Annotated in this window: 26 protein-coding genes; 12 read left to right on the forward strand and 14 right to left on the reverse strand. The window is 61.4% G+C overall.

Annotation, left to right across the window (positions count from 1 at the left end; genetic code table 11):
* Positions 1–6: 6 nt before the first annotated feature.
* Together IY145_RS04385 and IY145_RS04390 are read right to left on the reverse strand one after the other, a co-directional pair.
* Complete coding sequence (locus tag IY145_RS04385; protein WP_196407087.1) at positions 7–732, reverse strand: flagellar basal body L-ring protein FlgH; 726 nt, start codon at positions 730–732, stop codon at positions 7–9.
* Entirely contained in the window at positions 729–1,277 is a 549-nt protein-coding gene (locus tag IY145_RS04390) for a MotE family protein (protein ID WP_196407088.1), read from the reverse strand. Before IY145_RS04390 ends, IY145_RS04385 begins: the two co-directional genes overlap by 4 nt.
* Positions 1,278–1,508: 231 nt before the next feature.
* Between IY145_RS04390 and IY145_RS04395 the strand changes: the two genes are divergently transcribed.
* Positions 1,509–2,177, forward strand: coding sequence for a response regulator transcription factor (locus IY145_RS04395; RefSeq protein ID WP_196407089.1), 669 nt, complete (start codon positions 1,509–1,511; stop codon positions 2,175–2,177).
* An 83-nt stretch (positions 2,178–2,260) separates the two neighbouring features.
* Here the strand turns inward: IY145_RS04395 and IY145_RS04400 are convergent, their stop codons facing one another.
* From IY145_RS04400 to IY145_RS04410, 3 genes are read right to left on the reverse strand one after another with little or no spacing between them, the layout of a single operon-like run.
* Positions 2,261–2,716, reverse strand: coding sequence for a flagellar basal body-associated protein FliL (locus tag IY145_RS04400; protein ID WP_196407090.1), 456 nt, complete (start codon positions 2,714–2,716; stop codon positions 2,261–2,263).
* A 25-nt stretch (positions 2,717–2,741) separates the two neighbouring features.
* Entirely contained in the window at positions 2,742–3,155 is a 414-nt protein-coding gene (locus tag IY145_RS04405) for a hypothetical protein (protein ID WP_196407091.1), read from the reverse strand.
* A gap of 55 nt (positions 3,156–3,210) precedes the next feature.
* Complete coding sequence (locus IY145_RS04410; protein WP_196407092.1) at positions 3,211–3,681, reverse strand: rod-binding protein; 471 nt, start codon at positions 3,679–3,681, stop codon at positions 3,211–3,213.
* A gap of 79 nt (positions 3,682–3,760) precedes the next feature.
* Here IY145_RS04410 and IY145_RS04415 point away from each other — a divergent pair, with 79 nt between their 5' ends.
* Positions 3,761–4,195, forward strand: coding sequence for a hypothetical protein (locus IY145_RS04415; protein WP_196407093.1), 435 nt, complete (start codon positions 3,761–3,763; stop codon positions 4,193–4,195).
* On the opposite strand, the gene fliR is transcribed toward IY145_RS04415, so the two are convergent.
* From fliR to IY145_RS04460, 9 genes are read right to left on the reverse strand one after another with little or no spacing between them, the layout of a single operon-like run.
* Entirely contained in the window at positions 4,126–4,875 is a 750-nt protein-coding gene (gene fliR, locus IY145_RS04420) for a flagellar biosynthetic protein FliR (RefSeq protein WP_196410398.1), read from the reverse strand. The genes IY145_RS04415 and fliR overlap by 70 nt on opposite strands.
* 2 nt (positions 4,876–4,877) lie before the next feature.
* Entirely contained in the window at positions 4,878–6,962 is a 2,085-nt protein-coding gene (gene flhA, locus IY145_RS04425) for a flagellar biosynthesis protein FlhA (protein WP_196407094.1), read from the reverse strand.
* 51 nt (positions 6,963–7,013) lie between these two features.
* On the reverse strand, positions 7,014–7,280 hold the full coding sequence (gene fliQ / locus IY145_RS04430) for a flagellar biosynthesis protein FliQ (RefSeq protein WP_196407095.1): 267 nt from the start codon (positions 7,278–7,280) through the stop codon (positions 7,014–7,016).
* A complete protein-coding gene (gene flgD, locus IY145_RS04435) occupies positions 7,277–7,693 on the reverse strand; it encodes a flagellar hook assembly protein FlgD (protein WP_196407096.1) in 417 nt (138 codons plus the stop codon). Before flgD ends, fliQ begins: the two co-directional genes overlap by 4 nt.
* A 12-nt stretch (positions 7,694–7,705) precedes the next feature.
* Complete coding sequence (gene flbT, locus IY145_RS04440; RefSeq protein WP_196407097.1) at positions 7,706–8,116, reverse strand: flagellar biosynthesis repressor FlbT; 411 nt, start codon at positions 8,114–8,116, stop codon at positions 7,706–7,708.
* 7 nt (positions 8,117–8,123) lie between these two features.
* Positions 8,124–8,471 (reverse strand): flagellar biosynthesis regulator FlaF, encoded by a 348-nt coding sequence (gene flaF / locus IY145_RS04445; protein WP_196407098.1) that lies wholly within the window; start codon positions 8,469–8,471, stop codon positions 8,124–8,126.
* 27 nt (positions 8,472–8,498) lie between these two features.
* A complete protein-coding gene (locus IY145_RS04450) occupies positions 8,499–9,548 on the reverse strand; it encodes a flagellar hook-associated family protein (RefSeq protein ID WP_196407099.1) in 1,050 nt (349 codons plus the stop codon).
* 15 nt (positions 9,549–9,563) lie between these two features.
* On the reverse strand, positions 9,564–11,051 hold the full coding sequence (gene flgK, locus IY145_RS04455) for a flagellar hook-associated protein FlgK (RefSeq protein WP_196407100.1): 1,488 nt from the start codon (positions 11,049–11,051) through the stop codon (positions 9,564–9,566).
* A 24-nt stretch (positions 11,052–11,075) separates the two neighbouring features.
* Positions 11,076–12,314, reverse strand: coding sequence for a flagellar hook protein FlgE (locus tag IY145_RS04460; protein ID WP_196407101.1), 1,239 nt, complete (start codon positions 12,312–12,314; stop codon positions 11,076–11,078).
* Positions 12,315–12,697: 383 nt separating this feature from the next.
* On the opposite strand from IY145_RS04460, the gene IY145_RS04465 reads away from it, so the two are divergent.
* From IY145_RS04465 to IY145_RS04510, 10 genes are all read left to right on the forward strand, one after another.
* A complete protein-coding gene (locus tag IY145_RS04465; RefSeq protein ID WP_196407102.1) occupies positions 12,698–12,976 on the forward strand; it encodes a hypothetical protein in 279 nt (92 codons plus the stop codon).
* 81 nt (positions 12,977–13,057) lie between these two features.
* A complete protein-coding gene (locus IY145_RS04470) occupies positions 13,058–13,321 on the forward strand; it encodes a hypothetical protein (RefSeq protein ID WP_196407103.1) in 264 nt (87 codons plus the stop codon).
* Positions 13,322–13,709: 388 nt separating this feature from the next.
* Entirely contained in the window at positions 13,710–15,188 is a 1,479-nt protein-coding gene (locus IY145_RS04475) for a methyl-accepting chemotaxis protein (protein WP_312030554.1), read from the forward strand.
* A 2-nt stretch (positions 15,189–15,190) separates the two neighbouring features.
* A complete protein-coding gene (locus tag IY145_RS04480; protein ID WP_196407104.1) occupies positions 15,191–15,661 on the forward strand; it encodes a chemotaxis protein CheW in 471 nt (156 codons plus the stop codon).
* A gap of 41 nt (positions 15,662–15,702) precedes the next feature.
* On the forward strand, positions 15,703–15,981 hold the full coding sequence (locus IY145_RS04485) for an STAS domain-containing protein (RefSeq protein ID WP_196407105.1): 279 nt from the start codon (positions 15,703–15,705) through the stop codon (positions 15,979–15,981).
* Entirely contained in the window at positions 15,978–16,343 is a 366-nt protein-coding gene (locus IY145_RS04490) for a response regulator (RefSeq protein ID WP_196407106.1), read from the forward strand. Before IY145_RS04485 ends, IY145_RS04490 begins: the two co-directional genes overlap by 4 nt.
* Positions 16,344–16,371: 28 nt before the next feature.
* Positions 16,372–18,528 (forward strand): chemotaxis protein CheA, encoded by a 2,157-nt coding sequence (locus tag IY145_RS04495; protein WP_196410400.1) that lies wholly within the window; start codon positions 16,372–16,374, stop codon positions 18,526–18,528.
* 72 nt (positions 18,529–18,600) lie between these two features.
* Positions 18,601–19,479 (forward strand): protein-glutamate O-methyltransferase CheR, encoded by an 879-nt coding sequence (locus IY145_RS04500; protein ID WP_196407107.1) that lies wholly within the window; start codon positions 18,601–18,603, stop codon positions 19,477–19,479.
* A 1-nt stretch (position 19,480) separates the two neighbouring features.
* Positions 19,481–20,590 (forward strand): chemotaxis response regulator protein-glutamate methylesterase, encoded by a 1,110-nt coding sequence (locus IY145_RS04505; RefSeq protein ID WP_196407108.1) that lies wholly within the window; start codon positions 19,481–19,483, stop codon positions 20,588–20,590.
* Between the two features lie 16 nt (positions 20,591–20,606).
* Positions 20,607–20,996, forward strand: a complete 390-nt coding sequence (locus tag IY145_RS04510) for a response regulator (RefSeq protein ID WP_196407109.1) — start codon at positions 20,607–20,609, stop codon at positions 20,994–20,996.
* Positions 20,997–21,009: the final 13 nt, after the last annotated feature.

Raw genomic sequence — 21,009 nt, forward strand, 5'->3', positions numbered from 1 at the left:
CCTGTCTCAGAACGGCGCGAATATGTCGTAGGCCTGCTGGCCCCACGCCGGCTGCTGCACCTCCGACAATCTCCCGCGTCCCCCATAGGAGACGCGCGCCTCGGCGATCTTGTCGTAGGAGATCATATTGTCCTTGCCGATGTCCCGTGGCCGCGCGATGCCAGCGATCGTCAGCACGCGCAGCTCGTAATTGACGCGGATCTCCTGCGATCCGCGCAACATCAGATTGCCGTTGGGCAGAACCGCGGTGACGACCGCCGCGACAGACAAGCGAATCTGCTCGGATCGATTGATCGACCCCTGCCCCTGCGTCGAGCTGCTGGACTGCAGATCATTGTTGACGGAGCCCGTCCACTTCCGCTCGGGCGGAGCGGAGGAGGCCCCGGCGAGAAAATCGAAAAGGAACGACCATGTGGTCTTGATCTTGGAATCGCGCGAGCGATCCGTCGAATTGCCCAGAACGGCCTTGTCGTCCATAGATATATTGACCGTGACGACATCGCCCACCGTCATCGCCCGCACGTCGCGGTAGAGATTCACTCGGTTCTCGTCGAGCCGCATCTGCGGCCCGAGCGCAGGAGGCCGCGTCGACCCGGTCGGCAGTTGGTCGTCATAAGTCGACAAGCCACTACCCACAGGACTCATGTGCGGCTCTCGCCCGATGTCGCGCGGGTCCGCCGCGCATCCGGACAGCGCCAAGATAGAACCGACCGCAATGCCGATTTTCTTCATTGCTTCTTTCCGCCGCCGACGAGACTCGACAATGCGGCCACCTTCTTCGTCAACACGACGGCGCGGGAGGCCTCCATCTCATTGAGGATCGCGCTGGACTGCTTAGGCTGGAGCCGCATCAACATGGCCGCGGCCATGTCCTCCTCCATACTCGCGAATTGCGCGGCCGCCGCCTCGGGCCGCATGCGTCCATAGATGGAAACGAGCCTTTCGTCCGTCTGCTTCAGAAGGGTGTCGTAGCGATCGAGCACATCCTGCAGCTCCGCTCGCTTCGCTTCGAGTTCGACGGTGCGTTTGGCGATTCTCTGCTCTATATCGAGCAGCTCCTTCTCCTGACGCGCGTTACGGGCCGCGCCCGCGGCGGCCGCGACATCGGCGCAATATTGGCGCGCATCGGGCGGCGGCGCAGCGCGCGCTTCGCGCAGGCGCGGCGCCTCCTCCCGGGAGATCGGCTCCGCCTTCTTCTGCTCCGCGCCGACGGCGAAGGCGCAGGAAACGAACGCCGCCGCGGCGACGAGCGGGAACGCCTTTCGCAAATTTGACATGGGATCTGGCTCAAGGTCGATCTTTGACATCGCACAGGCTGCCCGATCCGCCTTGCGTGTGGCTTGCACGGAGACAGAATCGGCGGCCGCGGCGCGAACACGAACCTCGTGAATGAAGCATTACTTTATTTGGTTACTATTTCATTGACGCCGCGGAATCGATGCGGCTAAGTAGTCTCGATAGTGATTCGCGCAGATTGCCAGGGCGAGACGGATGTCAAGGGGACGGCAATGTTCATAATCGTCGACGAGCGTGAACTGGTGACGAGTGGGTATGCGCGCCACTTCGGCCAGGAGGGAATCTCCTCGGCGGGATTCTGTTCCGGGCAGTTCATCGATTGGGTCGACTCCGCCGTCGAGACGGATATGCTCGCTGTGGAGGCCTTTTTGATCGGCGAATGCCCGGAGCGCGAAGAGCTGCCGAAGCTCATTCGCAAACGTTCGCAGGCGCCGGTCATCGCGATGAACGAGGCGCCATCGCTCGAGCAGACGCTGGGGCTGTTCACCGCGGGCGTCGACGATGTGGTCCGCAAGCCGATTCATGTGAAGGAAATACTCGCGCGCGTCTACGCCATTCGGCGCCGCGCGGAGACCCGCCGAGATCATGCCGTCGTCGGGCCGATGCAGGTGTTCTTCGACGGCCGCGATCCGCTGGTGCGCGGAGAAGCGTTCAACCTGCCGCGCCGCGAGCGCAGAATTCTCGAATATTTCGTGATGAACCGCGGCCGCCGTCTGACCAAGTCGCAAATATTCAACGCGGTCTACGGCCTGTTCGACGACGTCGTCGAAGAGAATGTCGTCGAGAGCCATGTGAGCAAGCTGCGTAAGAAGCTGCGCGCCCGCCTCGGCTATGATCCAATCGATTCCCAGCGTTTCCTCGGCTATATGCTGATCGGCTGAACCTCGTTTCCATCCACCTTCGATTAAAACCCGATCCCCGCAATGATTCCGGCCGGCGGTCTTTTCCGTCGGTCGAGCTTTTTTCAGTGCGGGATATCGTCTTTCGGAACGAAGGTGAAGCTCTTGACCAATGTCTCCCTCACGAGTTCCGCGCCGAGCCTCTGGTTGATGCTCTTCGTGAGTTCCTTCGTAAGCGAATTGAGGTCATATTTCTCGATCCGGCGGAAATCGAGACTATTGTCCGCATAGAGACGCCGAAACGCCTCGTCCATCACATAGCTGTCCGTGTCGACAGCGGCGCCTCCGCCGCCATGTGATTTGTTCGACGCTTCGACGACATAGGCGAACTCCGCCGAAATATAGCCTTTCAGCGTTCCTTCGGAGATGATCGGGACGGTGATCGGCTTCACCTTCTTGACTTCGAGCTTTTCAACATGCGGAGCCGCCTCCGACGGCGTGCTCCGATGTGATTTCCAATAGGACGCGCCGAAGGTCGAGGCCAGCGTCACCACGCAAGCCCAGATACCGATCAAAACCATTCGCAACATCGGCTCGGCTCCAAAGTCAACGTTCCGCTGACGACCGTGTGGAATAGGTTCCGTCGGATTCCGCCATTTCGATCGTGCAGATCATTATGCCGGCAATCTCCCTCATCGCCTGAAGGCGCCGCTCCAACAGCTTTCCATTCTCGAAGAGCGTGGCGCGTAAACATTCGATTTTCGATTCGATCGCCGCAGAGCGTGGCGCGGCATAGGCGCGAGAGGCGCGGGAGAATTCCAGCAGCGCATGTGTCTTGCGTGCGTTAAACTCCTCGAAGTCGACATTGGCGCGCGCCCTCAGCGCCTCGCTCTCACGCTCGATGAGCCGGGTCAGCCGATCGACGCAACCGACGAAGGCGGCGCGCCGGGCCTCCTGAGCGTGATCCCCCCTAAACGTCGCCCCACTCACAGTTTCATCGCCATGTCGTTGCGCGGCCATGTCCAAATTCCGTTCAAACCGAGTCCAATCGCGATTGAAGAGATATCCGAGCGGCTCACGACGTCGTCGAGAGCTTCGCGCGGGTCGTCAAATCATGCTCGAGAAGCTTACGCAGCCCAAGGCCGCCCGATTTCGCGATCTGATCGCCGATCTGCTCCGCCACCATCGATCGCCACACCTCTCCCGCCGTGCCGTGACCAAAAGATCCGCCTTCCGTCTTCGGAAGCATCGTCTCGAGGCAGGACTGAATTATGAACGCCTCGAACTTCTGCGCCGCATCGACCGGACGAGCGCTCGGCGAAGCCGCGGCGGCGGAGCGGCTGGTCGCTATGGGCGAAGCGACGACCGTGGGTCTGACCGCCGGTAGCGGCTTGCGATTGTCCGCCACAAGATTCGCAAAGCCGTCGACAGAGCCGGGCGACGTGTTCGACATCTCGCTCAGTCGCACGACCGCCGCGTTGCGACGGCTCGGATCGGCGGCCTTGGCGACTTCAGTGACGAGATCGGTAGCGGGAAAGATCGACATGCGTCTCCAATCCTTCGACAGCGACTCTTCTTCTAGACGAAGAGACTTACGGCGCGCTGAAGTCCTGACGCGTTGCGCAATGGTCGATGATTTCCCGAAGCGCCTCCAACTCCGAGATTCTCTCTCGCTCGATCTCCGCATCGGCGACAAGTCGCTCCGCCTGCTTGACACGCTTGGCTTGCTCGAGAGTCACATTCGTCTGGCGCTCGACCTCCTTATGCAGCTCTTGCTGCTGCCGGATGTTGGCCTTCAAACGTCGGAGAACCACTTCGGGAAAAAGCGTGATCATCTCGCGACTGCCATCGAGACATTCGACAATGCGCGATTCCTCCTCCTTCAACTCTCGCGCCTTGCGTTCAAGACGCGACAATCGTCCGACTTCGATACGATGCAACTGCTCATGCACCGCGAGAATGCGCTTTTGATTTTTCCAATTCATCGCCATCATCCGGACAAGAGCCAGGCGCCGAACGCCGAGGCGAAAGCCGTGAAGAAATCATCGGCCATGACATAAAACCAATAGATTCCGAGCCCGATAAGCAGCGGTGTCGACACGAAATACACAGGTATCGAGGGTGACATGCGATTGAGGAAGCCAAAGGCGAGATTGACGATGAATCCAAAAAGGAGAAACGGGCTGCTGATGCGCAGCGCGAGCAAAAAAGCCTGCGAGAGCACCTTCATATACTCGCGTAGAATTCCATCGGCCCGCATACCGTCGCTCACCGGGATAGCGGAGTAGGATGCGAACAGCCCGCGAATCATTTCCCAATGCTGATCGAGCACGAAAACGAGCGTGGTAGCGCCGAGCATGATAAAGGAACTCATCGCGGGAAGCGGCTCCGCCTCTTCCACCGCAGCGCCCAATATGTTGCCGAGCCCCGTCGTCATCGCAGCAGCGGTCGTCATGGTCTCGAGAGCGAAGAAAAACAGCCGCGCCATCGACCCGATCAGCACACCGATCAGAAGCTCGCCGAGCAGCACGAAAACTATGCCGCCAGGAGTAGCCTCCGCCACGACGGGCGCGACGACATCGGCGAGCGCCGGCGCCAGCGCGATCGTCACGCCAATCGCAATATAGAGCCGCGCGCGCATCGGCACCCTCTGGCTCGAAAAGCCAGGAATTGTCATGATGCAGGCGCCGATCCTGCAAAATAGCACGAAGAGCGTCGTAAGGACGCCCGGCAAGCCCATCGTCACGAGATCGTCCCGAGCGATTTGATCTCGACTCCGCGGGCGATCTCGAGATGCGATAGAATGGGAAGCGCCGAGAAGAGCCGACCCACGATCATTTTCACATAAGGACGCGCCTCTGGCGTCGTTACGACTGCAAATACGTCGCCGCGCTCGATACGCTCACGAATCGCCACGCCCGCTTCTTGACCGAACTGCTCGATGAGCGAAGGATCCGCGTTGAATTCCACGATCTCGCCTTTCGCGTCGCGACGCAGGCTCTCGTGGAAAAACAAATCCCAACGAGCGCCGAGACGCAGAACGCTCAACACGCCGGTCACGGCGATTTCGCCACATATTTGCGGCGCGAGCCGCGTTCGCACATGTTCGACGATCGGCTCGGCGCGACGCGCATAGGGAACCACTTCACTCACCGCCTCGAGAATGAGATCGAGATTGCGGATCGACACGCGCTCGGCCAGCAGCAGCTTCAGCACGGAATGGAGACCCGAGTTGGAGATGAGATTGGGCACCATCTCATCGATGAGCTTACGATACTCGGGCTCGAGACGATCGAGAAGCATGCGCGCGTCTCGATAGGATAGCAGCTGCGAAAGATTATTGCGCAGCACTTCCGAAAGATGTGTGAGCAACACAGAGATCGGATCGACGGGCTCGAATCCCTCACGGCGCGCTTCCGCGACCAATGCGTCTGGAATCCAAAAGGATTTGAGACCAAAGGCCGGATCGACCGTCTCGTCGCCCGGAAGATCGGGCTGTCGGCCCTGGCCGACGATAATGAGATGTTGGCCGAGCCGCAATTCTTGCGTGGTCACGACCGTGCCATGGATCTTGATCTGATAGCTCTTCTGCTTCAGCGCGAGATCGTCCGTGAGCTTGATCTCCGGAATCACGAAGCCATATTGACGGGCGAAGTTGCGGCGCATCTTTCCGACGCGATGCGCCAGCTCGTCTTGCGACATCAACAGACGCGCCGATAGCTGCTTGCCGAGACAGAGCTCGACTCCGGGCGTTTTCAAATATTCGCGGATCGAGTCCTTGGCTTCCGCTTGCGCGCGTCGTTCGTCCTCGACCTTTTTGGCTTCTTCGGTTGCGCGGAGCTTTGCCGCTTGCTTCGGCGTCGAATAAGCGACGAAGGCCATCGCGCCGCCGAGCATCATGAATGGAGTCAGCGGCAGTCCCGGCATCATTGCGAGCACGAACAACAAAGACGAGGCGACATATAGCGCCTTTGGATAATTGCCGAGCTGACGCACGATGTTCTGCTCGGTCGATCCCCGCGTACCACCCTTCGAGACGAGAAGACCAGCCGCGAGCGAGACGATGAGCGCGGGGATCTGAGAAACGAGGCCTTCGCCGACAGAGAGCTTGGTGAACACATCGGCAGCATTCGACAATGGCATGCCATGTCGCGTGACGCCGATGACGATTCCGCCGAAGATATTGACGGCGAGAATGACGAGGCCCGCAATGGCGTCACCTCGAACGAATTTCGACGCACCGTCCATGGAGCCGAAGAAAGAGCTCTCCTCCTCGAGCTCACGGCGCCGCAGCTGCGCCTGCTTCTCGTCGATCAGTCCCGCGGAAAGGTCGGCGTCGATCGCCATTTGCTTTCCGGGGATCGAGTCGAGAGTGAAGCGCGCGCCGACTTCCGCGATACGCGTGGCGCCTTTGGTGATGACGAGAAAATTGACCGTGACGATGATTGCGAAGACGGTCAAGCCGATGACGAAATCTCCGCTCATCACCAGCTTCGAGAAGCCGGCGATGATATAGCCGGCCGCCGCAGTTCCCTCCGCGCCATGTCCGAGAATGAGCCGCGTCGTCGCAATATTGAGCGACAGACGCAGGATCGTCGCGACGAGAAGAATAGTCGGGAAAGCCGAGAACTCGAGCGGCTTCTGGATCCAGAGCGACACCATCAATATGAGCACGGCGAGCGCGATGGAGAAAGCGAGGCCGATGTCGATGAGAAAGGGCGGAATCGGGAGGAAAAAGATGCAGAGGATGAAGATGATCGCCAGAGCAAATCCGACGTCCTTCGCCCGCGCCTCGGGTGGGCCTCCAGCCAGTGCGGCGTCGGTCATTGCTTTGCTCCCAGCGGCGTCGTGCGCTCCGCGACGTCGCGGGCGCCGCCCTCAGAATCCCTTTTCGATACGCGAATACGCATAGTCGGTGAACGCCTGGATCTGCGCGCCGAGGAATGGCGCGGAAAGCCCGAGCGCGACGAAGATCACGACGATCTTCGGCACGAACGTCAACGTCATTTCCTGAACTTGTGTCAGGGCCTGTAGCAATGCGATCACGATGCCGACCGCCATCGCCGCGCCGACGACCGGGCTCGAGACGACGAGCACGGTGAAGATAGCGCGCTGCATGATCTCGAGCGCGTCGGCCTCGTTCATTGGCTTACCGTGACGCCCGAACCGAGAGAAATGGTCGAACCGTTGGTGAGCGTCGCTGTCGCGCCGGAGCTCGTTGTCGACACCGAGGCGACGACACCGGAGACCTTGCCATCAGAGGACGATATGGTCTTTCCGATGAATGAGCTCGCCTGGGTGAGCAAATTCGAATTCAGGATCGACGTCAGCGTGGAATTCGTCTTGACCGCCTGCTCCACCGATGAAAATGACGCGAGCTGGGACACGGTTTGGGTCGGGTCCATCGGCTTCGTCGGATCCTGATATTTCATCTCCGTGACCAGCAGCGTCAAAAACTGATCATAGCCGAGCGTCTGCGTGGAGCTGCTAGATGACGTTGCGCTCGAATTCGTCGTCGCCGTCGCGTTGGTAACGGCCGTCGTTGAAGTCACGGTCACAGTATCGCCTCCTCAGGCTGCTTTGCCGCTGTCCTGCGCCGAACTCGGGACCAATATCTCCGATTCGAATGGGAACAGCGTGCGGATCGTCTTCAACGCGTCGAACATGCGCTTATCGTCTACATATTTCGCAACCAGCGCCAGTCCATTGAGAATTCGCGGATCTGGAAAGGCGGTATCGAACGAGGCGAGCATGCTGCGGCACATATCCAACGCCGCCGTAGTATCATTTGGCGACATCAGCATCAGCTGCACGACGAAATAGAGTTGCTTCAACGGCGAGGTTGCGTCCTTCGCCTGCATCACGTGGTTTTCGAGCAGAAAGGTCACGTCGTTGAGCAGCTCGATGCAGACTTTGCGATCAGCGCGGATGACCGCGCCGTTGAGATAGAGCTTTTCGCCCCGCCGTAACGAAATGTTCATGCCGCCCTCAGCTCAGTCCATCGGCGATCATCTGATTGATCTCGATGACGCCGTCGAAATTGTCGGACCTACCACAGTCGATCGCCTCGAGCTCACGAAGAATCCAAAGACCGATCGATATGAGCGATGCACGGAGCGCCTCGGGAAGCGCATTGCCATCGCTGCCGAGGTCTTCGACGAACACCGTCCAGATTCGTCGCATGTTCGCGGTCGCCTCGAACGACTCGCTGCTTCTCACCCCTTTCACCTTCGCGACGGCGAGAAGCCGGATCGCACGCTCGAGCAAGGCGCGCTCTCGCAAGCGAGCCGCGGCGGGGGAGTCTTCTACCGTCTGCGCATAGACATTACGATACATGCGGTTCTCTTCGAGTCATTCGTGCGCTCAGATATATTTCGACAGCGTCAGCTGTTGAATCTTTCCGGTCAGCGTATACGAGGTCTCGAGCTGAGTGGTGAGATTGTTCAGCCGCGTCGAGGCCTCGAAAGGATCGACATTTTCGAGAGAGCCGATCTGCGTCGCGATCATATCGCGTTGCGCCGAAAGCGCTTCGTTCGCATCTGAAACGCCGTTCTGCATCACGCCGACCTTTGCTCGCAGCGTCGTCAACCCCGATATCGCATCAGACATTGTCGCCGATGCAGTCTTGAGAATCTGTTGATAGGCGGAGTCGCTCAGCGATTCGGCGCCGAGATCGGCGACCATCGTATAGGCTTGCGCGAGCTGCCGGAGCGCCGCTTCATTCGCGGAGACCGAGGTATCGGAGGTCTGCGACAAGGAAATTCGATTAGTCGTCGTTTCATCCGTCGCGCTCGACCAGTCGCTGCCCCAGCCCGTCGCGGAGAACAGATCGGCGAATGATCCAGACAGGAAAGTCTGCATCTGCTGGTCGGTTATGGACGTATTCCCGGAATCTCCCTGCGCTGTCCCGAAGGTGCTGAAGAACGCCTGATCGACAGCCTGCTTGGCCGCCGACGGAGGATTGGAGAAATAATCGGCCAGCGGCGCGACGCCCGTGTTCACGCCGCCAAAGAGGTGTACGCCGTCGACGCTGGTGTCGAGCGCCGAAATCAACGACTTCAATCCGGTCTCCGCATAGCCGCGAATGGCGCCCGGATCGCTGCCCGCCCCAGACTGCGCGCTGATCAACGTCTGCAAGAATTCCTGCGCCGTGCTCGCAAGCGAGCCCAACGCCGTATCCGTCGCGCTCAGGCGCGCGGTGACGATATTGTTGCTCGCGGCGAGCGCTGCGAGATCGTCGGCATGAAAGCCGTAGGAATAGTCCTGCTGAATTGCGGCCCCGAGGCCGAGTCCGAGATCGGCTATGCGCCCGGTGGAGACCTCGGACTGAGCCTTCGACAGTTGCGTTTGAACGTCGAGAACGGATCGTCGGAGCGCATTGGTGAGCGACTGGGTCGAAGTGATCGAGACCATTTGTCCGTCCGTCCGTCAGAGCGCCTGGAAAAGCGCGGTATACATAGCGTCGATCGCCGCAATGAGCTTCGCCGAGGCTTGATAGGAGTTTTCGAGGTCGAGCATTTTCGACATCTGCTCGTCGAGATTGACGCCCGTCGCATTCGAGAGCGCATCGGTGGTCTGGGACAGCAGCGTCGACTGATAGGACTCGGTTTCCGTGGCCTGCTGGCGCTGCGCCTCGAACCATCCGAGGGACGACGTCGTATAATCCATCAGAGAGGCGCTGGAGCCGAGGCCGGCGGAAGGATCGAAACTCTGCGACGTCGTGAAGGAGGCGACAAGCTGGTTTATGCGATCCGTGAACCCGGCGGCGCCCGTCGTGTTATAGCTATAGGCGGAATTGGTCGGGTCGGAAATTCCGCCGTCGCGCAGGCGATCGAGATCGCCGCCCTGGCTCGGATCGGCATTGGGATTGACGATGATCTGACCGGCAAGTCCAGGAACGACGCTGGCCCCGGGCACGGAGGTCGCTCCAGCATAGGTGAACAATCCCGGCGCCGCGGTGCCCAATCCCGACTGATCTGTTTCGGCGAAGGCGGCGATCAGCCCGCGCGCAGTCTCGTCCAGCTGATTCTGATATTGAGGAGCCACCACGTCTCGAAGCTGAGTGAGGCCCTGCAATTTGCCGGATTGGATGGCCATGGAGGCGGAAGCGCCCGTCACTGGAACGCCATCCACATAGACTGCGTTTCCAGTGGTCGACGCAGTATAGGAGCTGGTCGCCTGAAATGTGACGGCGCGCGGCGATGTCTCGAATAGCGTCGCGCCGCCATCGGCGTAGATCACCATGTCATTGTTGGCGCGCGTGACCGTGGTGACGCCGATTTCGGAAGAGAGTGATTTGAGCAGAGCGTCGCGCTGATCGAGCGCGGAGGTCACGTCGCGTCCGGTCTGCGTGCCCGCGACGATCTCTGAATTCACCTGCTGGAATTGTGTGAGAATCGAGTTGATGTTGGCGACGGAAGAGGCGATTTCTCCGTCGGCCTGCGCGCGCAGCTGTTGCACAGTCGCATCGGCGGTGTTGAGCGCCTGCGCCACCGCCTTGGCGCTCGAGAGAACGGTCTGCGCGACAGTCGTATCGGAAGGCGAGGCGCTATAGCTTTGTAGCGCGCTCTTGAGCGCGGAGAGTAGCGCCGCCGGCGATCGGTTGGTGGATGTGTCGGTCGCTGAGCCGGACGAGAGGCCGAGAGCCTGATCGATCTGATCGAATCCAGACGACAGCGCCGCGGCCGCCGCTTGCGTGGCGGACGCCTGCAGGGAATTTTGGAAAAGCGCGGCGTTGGTCGCTCGCGCCACACCGTCGATCTGCGCTGCGCCGTTGGAACTCGTCGAGACGAGCGCCGTTTTCGTCGCATAGCCGGAAACATTCACTCCGGCTATGTTGCGCGAAACGACATTTATTTGAGCGGCGATCGTTCCGAGCGACTGATTGGCGATCGCTCCGGCATTAGTGAGTGACATGGCGACCGCCCATCAATAGTTCGCTTACTTCAGATTGTTCAGCACTTGCATCACTTCGGACGCGACCTGGAACACTTGGCTGTTCGCGGTGAAGGAGCGTTGGGCGACAATCATGTTCGACAATTGAGTTGCGAGATCGACCGTCGAACCCTCGAGCTGATCCGAGGCGATTGCGCCCATGCTTCCGGAATTCGCGTCGCCGAGATAGGCGGCGCCAGATTCCTTGGTGACGGCGAATGTGTTGCCGGAGAGCGCTTGCAAATTGGTCGGGCTCGCCACCGTGCCGAGCGGGATCTTGTAGGCCGACACAGTCTGCTTATTGCCGAGCACATAACTCAGCGTGCCGTCCTTGTCGATGCTGACGCTGCTGACCTGGGAAGCTGCATTGCCGTTGATCGTCGGATTGGAGACCGAGAAAGACGACCCGAGCTGCGTCAATCCGGTGAGATCGAGCGTGAGCGTGGAGCCATTGGGCACTGCGATCGAAGCGCTGGAGCCGCTCGTGATGCTGCCGTCAGTGGCCGAGAATGTCAGGGACTGCGTCGTGAGCGCGCCGGACGAATAAGGGAAGCCGCCATTGGTCGCGGTCGAAGCGTCGAAGACCGACGCTTCCCAAGTGTTTGACGACGTCTTGGAAAAGTAGACGTCGAGCGTCACCGGATTGCCCAGATTGTCGTAGGCAGTGACGGATGTCTTCTTGGAATAGGTCGACGTCGACGCATTTGCGGAGGGAAGGTCCGCGGCCGCTATCGTCGCGGCGGTGGACGGAAGATTGGCTGTCAGCGAGCCTTCGGTGGAGGGGTTGCCGATTTCCTTGCCATAGGGAATGGTGATCGCTTGGAGACCCGACGGATCGGTAGGCGCGGCGGCGGCGGAAGAGCTGTAGCCCATGAGATAGTAGCCGGCCGTGTTGACGAGTCGGCCTTGCGTATCTCGAAGGAAGGAGCCCGCGCGAGTCAGATAGGTGTTGCCGGTCGAATCGGCGACGACGAAAAAACCGTCGCCTTGAATGGCGAGGTCCGTGGCCGACGTCGTGTTGAGCGTGGTGCCGGATTTGGTGACCTCGATGACATTGCTCGCGGCGACGCCGCCATCGGCATCGTTGCCGCCTTGAAAGCTCGTCAAGAGGGTCTGAAAATGCGTGGTGGCTTCTTTATAGCCGACCGTGTTCGAATTCGAGATGTTTTCCGCGACCGCGCTGAGCGCCGTGGTCTGCGCCGACATGCCCATCACCGACGTGTTGAAAAGCGCGCTCGCCGTCATCTGTGGTTCCTTCATATCCGTGAGACTGGGGGATTAGAAGTCTCAAAGCTTGCGTGAGGCTGTCGGCTGCGCGCGAATGGGGCTTACGATGAAAACGGTTAACCTTGAAATAATCTCGTTCTCATATCTTACGCCTGCCGACGCGATGTTCGTGTTTTCGAGATTGGTCGGCGCAACCTGTCGATAGAGGGGCGTTCGCGTTGACGAGACGAGATCGGATCAAGCCGCTGCTGCATGGAACGAAAGCCAGAGACATCGGCGCGGGCGCCTGGATCCGCTCGGTCGCCTCGCGAATGCTTCCACGCGAGGGCGTCGTCACCTATTCGGTCGTCGTCGAAGCGCCATCGTCCGCCGTCGAACGTCGACGTGAGGCGAGACGACCTGTGCATCTGCAATCAGGCAAGATTCTCGACGGCGGTGAGCGGTTTCTGACCGAGTTTATATATAAAAACCGCACCCAAGGCGGCATCAGGCTGCGATTGGCGCAACGCATGCCGCTCCCACGATCGATCCTTCTCTACGACGATCAACAGGGAGCGCTACTGGCCGCGAATGTAATATGGCAGAACGGCGTCGACGCCGGTTGCCGAATGAAGGGCCGCTGGCCGCACAATGAGAAATTGCTCCTGCGCATGGGCGGCCCGTACTATGCGGTTCAATGAGTAGCGAGGAGTCGACGCAAGGCTCGCACCAGATTTGATTACTAATTTCTTAACGACCCGCCGTTCCTGGGAGACCTCCATATGCATCCGATCAATGAATTGAAGCAACTTCGCGAGCAGATGATCGAACAGCTCACTCAGATACCCGAGTATCAGGCGTTGAAAGCCATGGAGCGATTCATCGGCGAACTGTCCAGCATATATGAGAGCTCGAGCGCTCCGGCGCAGAACGATGGTCCTCTTCACAAGCCCACAGTGGCGGCGCTCGACAATCGGCATAAGAGCGATCTCGGAGCCTCGTCTCCGCGCGTCACTCCGTATATTCCGGCGCATCGCGTCGCTTGATCTGGTCGATGGAGTGATGCGTCGATTGTCGGCGCAGCGGCGTGTCCGATATCTCGAATCACGGCGTCCGCCCTCGGCGGACGCCCCATGCCCCGCTAATGAAGATTTAACCGCCCACCGCTAGGCTGAAAGCATATCGGGTTGACCGCACGCGATTGGACGGCGGTTAAAAGCATGAAGCTGCCTCGATATGCCGGCGATCCGGTATGTCCCCGTCGGGGGGCGCCTCCTTCCGCACTGTCAGTCGAACCAGCGTGCCGCCGCTCTTTGCACAGGAGCCGCGCGCATGCGACGAGGCCTCTCGTCCTTTTCGCCTGTCTGAGCGATCGTCAGGTCCCTCGCTGCGGCGGAGCCCGGTCGTCTTTACATCAGCAGCGAGGGCAGAGCGGTGAAATTCTACGCGACACTTCTTCCGCCCGTTATCGGGATCGCGATCGGACCTCTCGTTCTGTTGGGACCACGCGTGCTGCAGGGCGGCGCGACGTTCGACCCCGTTTGGGGAGCCGCCGGAGCGAGCATCGCCCTTCTGAGCGCCGTAGCTGCTTATCGCGCGATCACGAGCCGCGTGTCGCGCCCGACTGCGACGCTCGTCTCGACGCTCGAGCGCATTCGCAGCGGCGATTTCGAGACGCCAGTCGCGGGCTGCGGCAAGTGCGGCGAGCTCGAGACAGCCTTCGATGCGCTGGAGAAGCTTCGGGCCGCGCTGCAGAGCGAAGCGCGTCACCGAGCTGACGCGCAGATCGCCGAGCAGCGGGCGACCGATGAACGCCGCGCCGCGCGCGACGCCGAGTCTCGCGGCTATATCGAGGCGCATGAATTCTTCATGAGATCCTTCACCGAAGGTCTCGAGCGCCTCGCCGCCGGCAATCTCAAGCATCGACTGAACGATCCCTTCTCGACGGATTACGAGAAGATCCGCCATTGCTACAATATGGCGATCGACAAGCTGCGCGGCGCTTTCGCGGACATTATCGGCCATATCGACGGACTGACCTCGCGGACGCGGGAGATCGCCGGCGCCGCCGACGCGCTCGCGCAGCGCACGGAACAACAAGCGGCGAGCCTCGAGCAAACCTCCGCGGCGCTCGAAGAGATCACCTCGACCGTCCACAAGACGTCGGACGGCGCGCAGCGCGCCGCAGGCGTGGTCTCGGAAGCGCAGGCCGACGCCACGCGCAGCAGCGAGATCGTGCGCAATGCGATCGAGGCGATGGGACGGATCGAGACCTCGTCCCGCCAGATCGGCCAGATCATCGGCGTGATCGACGAGATCGCCTTCCAAACCAACCTTCTCGCGTTGAACGCCGGCGTCGAGGCGGCGCGCGCGGGCGAAGCGGGACGCGGCTTCGCCGTCGTGGCGTCCGAGGTGCGCGCGCTCGCGCAGCGCTCCGCGGAAGCCGCGCGCGAAATCAAGAGTTTGATTTCGACGTCCTCCTCGCAAGTCGAAGATGGCGTGGCCCTCGTCGCGCAGACCGGCAAGTCGCTCGATCGAATTGTCGATCAGGTGGTGGAGGCGAACAAGGTCGTCGTCGAGATCGCCAATGGCGCGCGTGAGCAGGCGACGGGCCTCGCCGAAGTCAATACGGCCGTCGCGCAAATGGATCAGTTCACGCAGCAGAACGCCGCCATGGTCGAAGAGACGACGGCGGCGAGCCATGGGCTGAAAAGCGACATAGAGCGGCTCTCGATGTCCGTCGACGCCTTCGATCTCGGCGAGCGGCCGGAAGTCGTGGCGTCGGCCGGCAAGCGGACGAAGCCGCCATCGACGACAAAGGCGCCGCAGCAGCAGCGGCGCGTCACGACGCGCGGCGGAGCGCTTGCGAAGGAGCAGGTCGCGCGGATCGAAGAGGGCTGGGAGGAGTTCTGATCATGGCCGAGACGATTTCCCGCGTGGCGACGAACGAGGCGAAGGAGTTCATCGCCTTTCATATCGGCGCGCAGACGTTCTGCATCGACATAATGGCGGTGCGTGAAATCCGCGGTTGGACTCCCGCGACGCCGCTGCCTCATTCGCCGAGCTTCGTGCGCGGTGTCATCAATCTTCGCGGCGCCGTGCTGCCGGTCATCGATCTCGCCACACGTCTCGGGCTCATGCAGAGCGAGCCCACGGCCCGCCATGCGGTCATCGTCGTGCAATCGGCCGGCCAGGTCGTCGGACTTCTCGTCGACGCAGTGTCGAATATTCTAACGCTTACGCCTGACGCGATCCAGCCGACTCCCGAAGTCGCCTCGGACATCGCGCGGACCTTCGTGAAGGGCGTCGTCGCCGCGGGGGACGAGATGATCAGCGTGCTGACCATCCAAAATCTGCTGCCGGAGCCGGTTCTCGACGCGGCTTGAGCGAAGCGACCTTTCTCCCGCAACGAGAATGAGATGAGCCGATGGTCACTGTCCGTCTACCCGATATCCTCGACATTCGCGCGGCCCTTCCGCTCGCCACGGAGCTTCTGCATGCGCGCGGCAATCCTCTGACGATCGACGCTTCGAATGTCGCCAAGGTCGGCACACAATGCATTCAGGTGCTGCTGTCGGCGCATGCGACATGGACCACGGACGGATTGTCCCTGAATGTCGTCCATCCATCCGACACCCTCCTCGAGGCCCTGGATACGCTCGGCATTCCCTTCACCGAAATTTCCGAACAGGAAAGCGCGAAATGAGCAAGACTATTCTGACCGTCGACGATTCCCGGACCATGCGCGAAATGTTGATGCTCGCGCTCTCCGAAGCGGGCTTCAGCGTCGTGCAGGCCGAAGACGGCGTGCATGGACTCGAAGTTCTCGAGAAGGAGACGCCCGATGTCATCGTCACCGACATCAACATGCCCCGCATGGACGGCTTCGGATTCATCGAAGGCGTGCGTCGACACGAGAAGCATCGCGCAGTGCCGATCCTCGTGCTGACGACCGAGAGCGACGGCGAGAAAAAGGATCGCGCGCGCCGCGCCGGAGCCACGGGCTGGATCGTCAAGCCGTTCAACCCCGTGAAGCTCGTGGACGCCATTCGTCGCGTGGCCGTGTAAGCGTCGAAGGAGATCGCCCGTGGACCCGATGGCCGCCATCAAGCAGACATTCTTTCAAGAATGTGAGGAACAGCTCGTCGAGCTGGAGAGCGGACTGCTCAGAATGGAGGATGGCGACGACGATCTCGAGACCGTCAACGCCGTTTTTCGGGCCGTTCATTCGATCAAAGGGGGAGCGGGCGCATTCGGATTCGACGAGCTCGTCGAATTCGTCCATGTCTTCGAGACCACGCTCGATCTCATCAGATCCGCCAAGCTCGCCGCGACCCCGGCGGTGACCAAGACGCTGCTGCGCGCCTCGGACGTGCTCGCCGATCTCGTTCGCGCAGCGCGCGAAGGCGGCAGCGCCGACGCCGGCGCGGTGAAGGTCATCGCGGATGAGCTCAATGCGCTGCTCGGCAGCGCGCCGCGCAGCGACGACGATGATGAAAAGGTCAGCGTCGAATCACTCGAATTCGAGCCGGTCTGCATCTCGCTCGACTCGATCTTCGACTTGGGCGACGCGGATGCGCCGTCGACACAGGACTTCATCTTACGGTTCAAGCCCAGCGCCGGACTCTACGCCAAGGCCAATGAGACGCTTCGCCTGCTGCGCGAGCTCGGCCGCCTCGGCGAGATGACCGTCGAATGCGACATCAGCGAGATTCCGCTGCTGACGGAGCTCGATCCGGAAGGGGCCTATCTGTCCTGGACGATCCATCTGACGACGAGCGTCTCCGAGCAACAGGTGCGCGAAGTCTTCGAATTCGTCGAATGGGATTGCGAGCTCTCCGTCGAGACGGCCGATATCGGCAAGCTGCTCGAGGCGTTGCAGGAATCCCTCGAGCCGCAGGAGGCGCCGGTCGCGCCGGCCGCCGTCGCGGAGCCGAAGCAGACGATCGTTTCCGCCGCTCCCCCGCAGCAATCCTTCGCCGCGCCGAGCGACGATCATCCCGCCGCCGCGAAAGCCGAGGCAACGAAGGGCGAAGGCTCGGGCTCCGTGCAGGCGACGATCCGCGTCGATCTCGATCGCGTCGATCGCCTCATCAATCTCGTCGGAGAGCTCGTCATCAATCAGGCGATGTTGTCGCAGCGCGTTTCCGAGGCCGGCCTTTCGCGCGCATCCTCCGTCGTGATCGGCCTCGACGAGCTCGAGCAGCTGACGCGCGACATTCAGGACAGTGTGATGGCGATCCGCGCGCAGCCGGTGAAGCCGGTGTTCCAGCGCATGTCGCGCACTGTGCGCGAGGTCGCGTCGATGACCGGCAAGGCCGTGCGCCTCGTCATGGACGGTGAAACGACAGAGGTCGACAAGACCGTCGTCGAGCGTTTGACCGATCCGCTCACCCATATGATCCGCAACGCCGTCGATCATGGCATCGAGAAGGCGGAAGACAGGATCGCGGCCGGCAAGCCGGAGGAAGGCTCGCTGCGTCTGTCGGCGATGCATCGCTCCGGTCGCATCGTCATCGAGGTCGCAGACGACGGCGCCGGCATCAATCGCGCGCGCGTGCGTCAGATCGCGGTCTCCAAGGGCCTGATACCGGCGGAAGCCAATCTCACGGATGACGAGATCGACAATCTCATCTTCCTTCCCGGCTTCTCGACCGCCTCTTCGGTCTCCAACATCTCCGGTCGCGGCGTCGGCATGGATGTGGTCAAGCGTGCGATTCAAGCGCTCGGCGGCCGCATCTCCATCTCTTCGGTTCCGGGCCGCGGCTCCACCTTCTCGATGAGCCTGCCGCTCACTCTGGCCGTTCTCGACGGCATGGTCGTCACCGTCGGCGGACAGACGCTGGTCGTCCCGCTGACCGCGATCATCGAAACGCTGCAACCCAAGAAAGAGAGCGTGCATGAGCTCGGCAGCGGCGCCCGCGTCATCGCGACGCGCAATACGTTCACGCCGCTGATCGACGTCGGCGCCGTGCTGCTGTATCGCGACGAGCCGATCGAGGCCACCTCGCAGGTCGCGCTGCTCGTCGAGTCGGAGAGCGGCGCGAAATGCGCGCTGCTCGTCGATGCGATCCAGGGCCAGCGTCAAGTCGTGATCAAGAGCCTCGAGACCAATTACGGTCATGTGCATGGCATAGCCGCGGCGACGATCCTGGGCGATGGCCGCGTCGCTCTGATCCTCGACGTCGACGCGATCGTCGCGCGGCCGCGCGCCGACATGATCGTCGCCGAAATGCCGGCGGCGGCCGAATAGACCGCCCTGCCGCCGACACTCCGTTCCTGCCTCGCAAGGGGCGCCGAGACGAACAGAACTGCAAGCAGCCGCATGAAACACCGTCACGTCGCCACGGCCCCGCTCGTCCCTGGAGAATTCCTGCTGACGCAGGATGATTTCCGACGGATCGCCTCGATCCTGCATGAGGACGCCGGCATCTATCTGCCGGACTCCAAAGCCACGCTCGTCTATTCGCGCCTCGCCAAGCGGCTGCGCAGTCTCGGGCTTGAGAATTTCCGCGACTATTGCTCGCTCATCGTCAGCGAGGATGGAATCGACGAGCGCCAGAAGATGATGGCGGCGCTCACCACCAATGTGACGCGCTTCTTCCGGGAGCCGCATCACTTCAAGCATCTCGAGGAGAATGTCCTCGCCAAGCGCGCGGCCGCGGTGCGCAAGGGCGCGCGCCTGCGGATTTGGTCGGCGGCCTGCTCCAATGGCCAGGAGCCCTATTCGATCGCCATGTCGATTCTCTCCGTCATACCGGAAGCGGCGGAGCTCGACGTCAAGGTTCTCGCCACCGACATCGATCCGAACATGGTCGCCGCCGGCGCCAATGGCGTCTATGGCCGCGACGTCATGGAGGCGGTGCCGTCGCATCTGCGCAGCCGCTGGTTCACACCGCTCGGCGGCGGACGCGACGAGTGGGGAGTGACCGAGGAGCTCGCATCGCTCGTCTCGTTCCGAGAGCTCAATCTCATCGGCCATTGGCCGATGACCGGCCGCTTCGACGCGATCTTCTGTCGGAACGTGGTCATCTATTTCGAAGAGAAGACGCAAGAAAACATCTGGAGTCGCTTCGTTCCCCTCTTCAACCCGGACGGGCGTCTCTACATCGGCCACTCCGAACGCGTATCCGGCTCGGCCACATCCTCCTTAGAATACGACGGCGTCACTACCTATCGTCTCCGATCCAGAGGAAATTCGTAAGATGCCTGTTCGTGTGCTGATCGTCGACGATTCCGCCACCATGCGAGGACTCATTGCCGCGACGCTCTGTCGAGACCCCGCCATCTCCGTCGTGGGCGAGGCCGCGGACCCGCTCGAAGCGCGGCAGGCCATCAAGACTCTCGATCCGGATGTGGTGACGCTCGATGTCGAAATGCCGAATATGAACGGCCTCGAATTCCTCGCGAGGATCATGCGGCTGCGTCCGACGCGCGTGATCATGGTCTCGACCATGACCGAAAGAGGTGCGTCGACGACGATCAAGGCGCTCGAGATCGGCGCCTTCGACTGCGTCGCCAAGCCCTCGGCCAAGGATCCTCGCTCCTTCGACGAGCTGCCGGCGAAGATCAAGGCGATCGCCGCCTCGCCGATCAACCGACAGGAGCCGCTTCGGCAGGAATCGCATCGGCAAGAATCGCATCGGCAAGAGTTGCACCGGCAGGAATTGCACCGGCAGGATCCGACCTCCGCCGGCGCCGCGCGGAGAGAGCCGCAGACCGCGTCGTCCCGCTATTCGCCGGACGGACGTCTCGTCGCGATCGGCTCATCCACCGGCGGCGTCGAAGCGCTGCTCACGATTTTGTCGCAGTTCCCCGAGAATTGTCCGCCGACCATCGTCACCCAGCATATGCCGCCGGTGTTCACGGCGAGCTTCGCCGCGCGCCTCGATCGCCTGTGCAAGCCGCATGTCGCCGAAGCCGTGGACGGCGCTCCGATCCTGCCCGGCCGCGTCTATCTCGCTCCCGGCGGCGCCGCCCATCTCGAAGTCGTGAAGCATGTCGGCGGCTATCGCTGCCGCCTCACCAATACGGAAGCGGTGAACGGTCATCGTCCCTCGGTCGATGTTCTGTTCAACTCGGTCGCGCAGAGCGCGGGTCGCAACGCGCTCGGCGTGATCCTCACCGGCATGGGTCGCGACGGCGCCCAGGGGCTGCTCGCGATGCGCAAGATCGGCGCGGAGACGATCGGCCAGGACGAGGCGAGCTCGCTCGTCTATGGCATGCCGAAGGCGGCCTTCGAGATCGGCGGCGTCGGCAAGCAGCTCACGCTGCAGCGCATCGCCGCGCACATACTCACTTCGACGAACCAGTAACAGTACGGGGGAATCCATGTCCATCGCCGCCCAATTGAGAGTCTTGATCGTGGACGACACGAGCACGAGCCGCATGCTCATTCGCGACGGTCTCGAGGAGCTCGGCGTGCGCAACATATTCTTCGCCGGCGACGGCGAGCAGGCCCTGCAATTCATGATGGCCACTCCCGCGCATCTCGTCATCTCCGATTTCAACATGCCCAAGCTCGACGGCCTCGGCCTTCTGAAGGCGATCCGCAACTATAATCCGACGAAGAAAGTGCCGTTCATCATGCTCACGGGACGCGCCGACAAGACGCTGCTCGAGAATGCCGTGAAGCTCGGCGTCAACAACTTCCTCACCAAGCCCTTTACCGTTCCGGCCCTGAAAAAAGCGCTCGAAGCGATCATCGGCAAACTCGCGTGACGCAAATGAACGC

Origin of the sequence: Methylosinus sp. H3A (genome assembly GCF_015709455.1) — a bacterium.
Taxonomy (GTDB): Bacteria; Pseudomonadota; Alphaproteobacteria; order Rhizobiales; family Beijerinckiaceae; genus Methylosinus.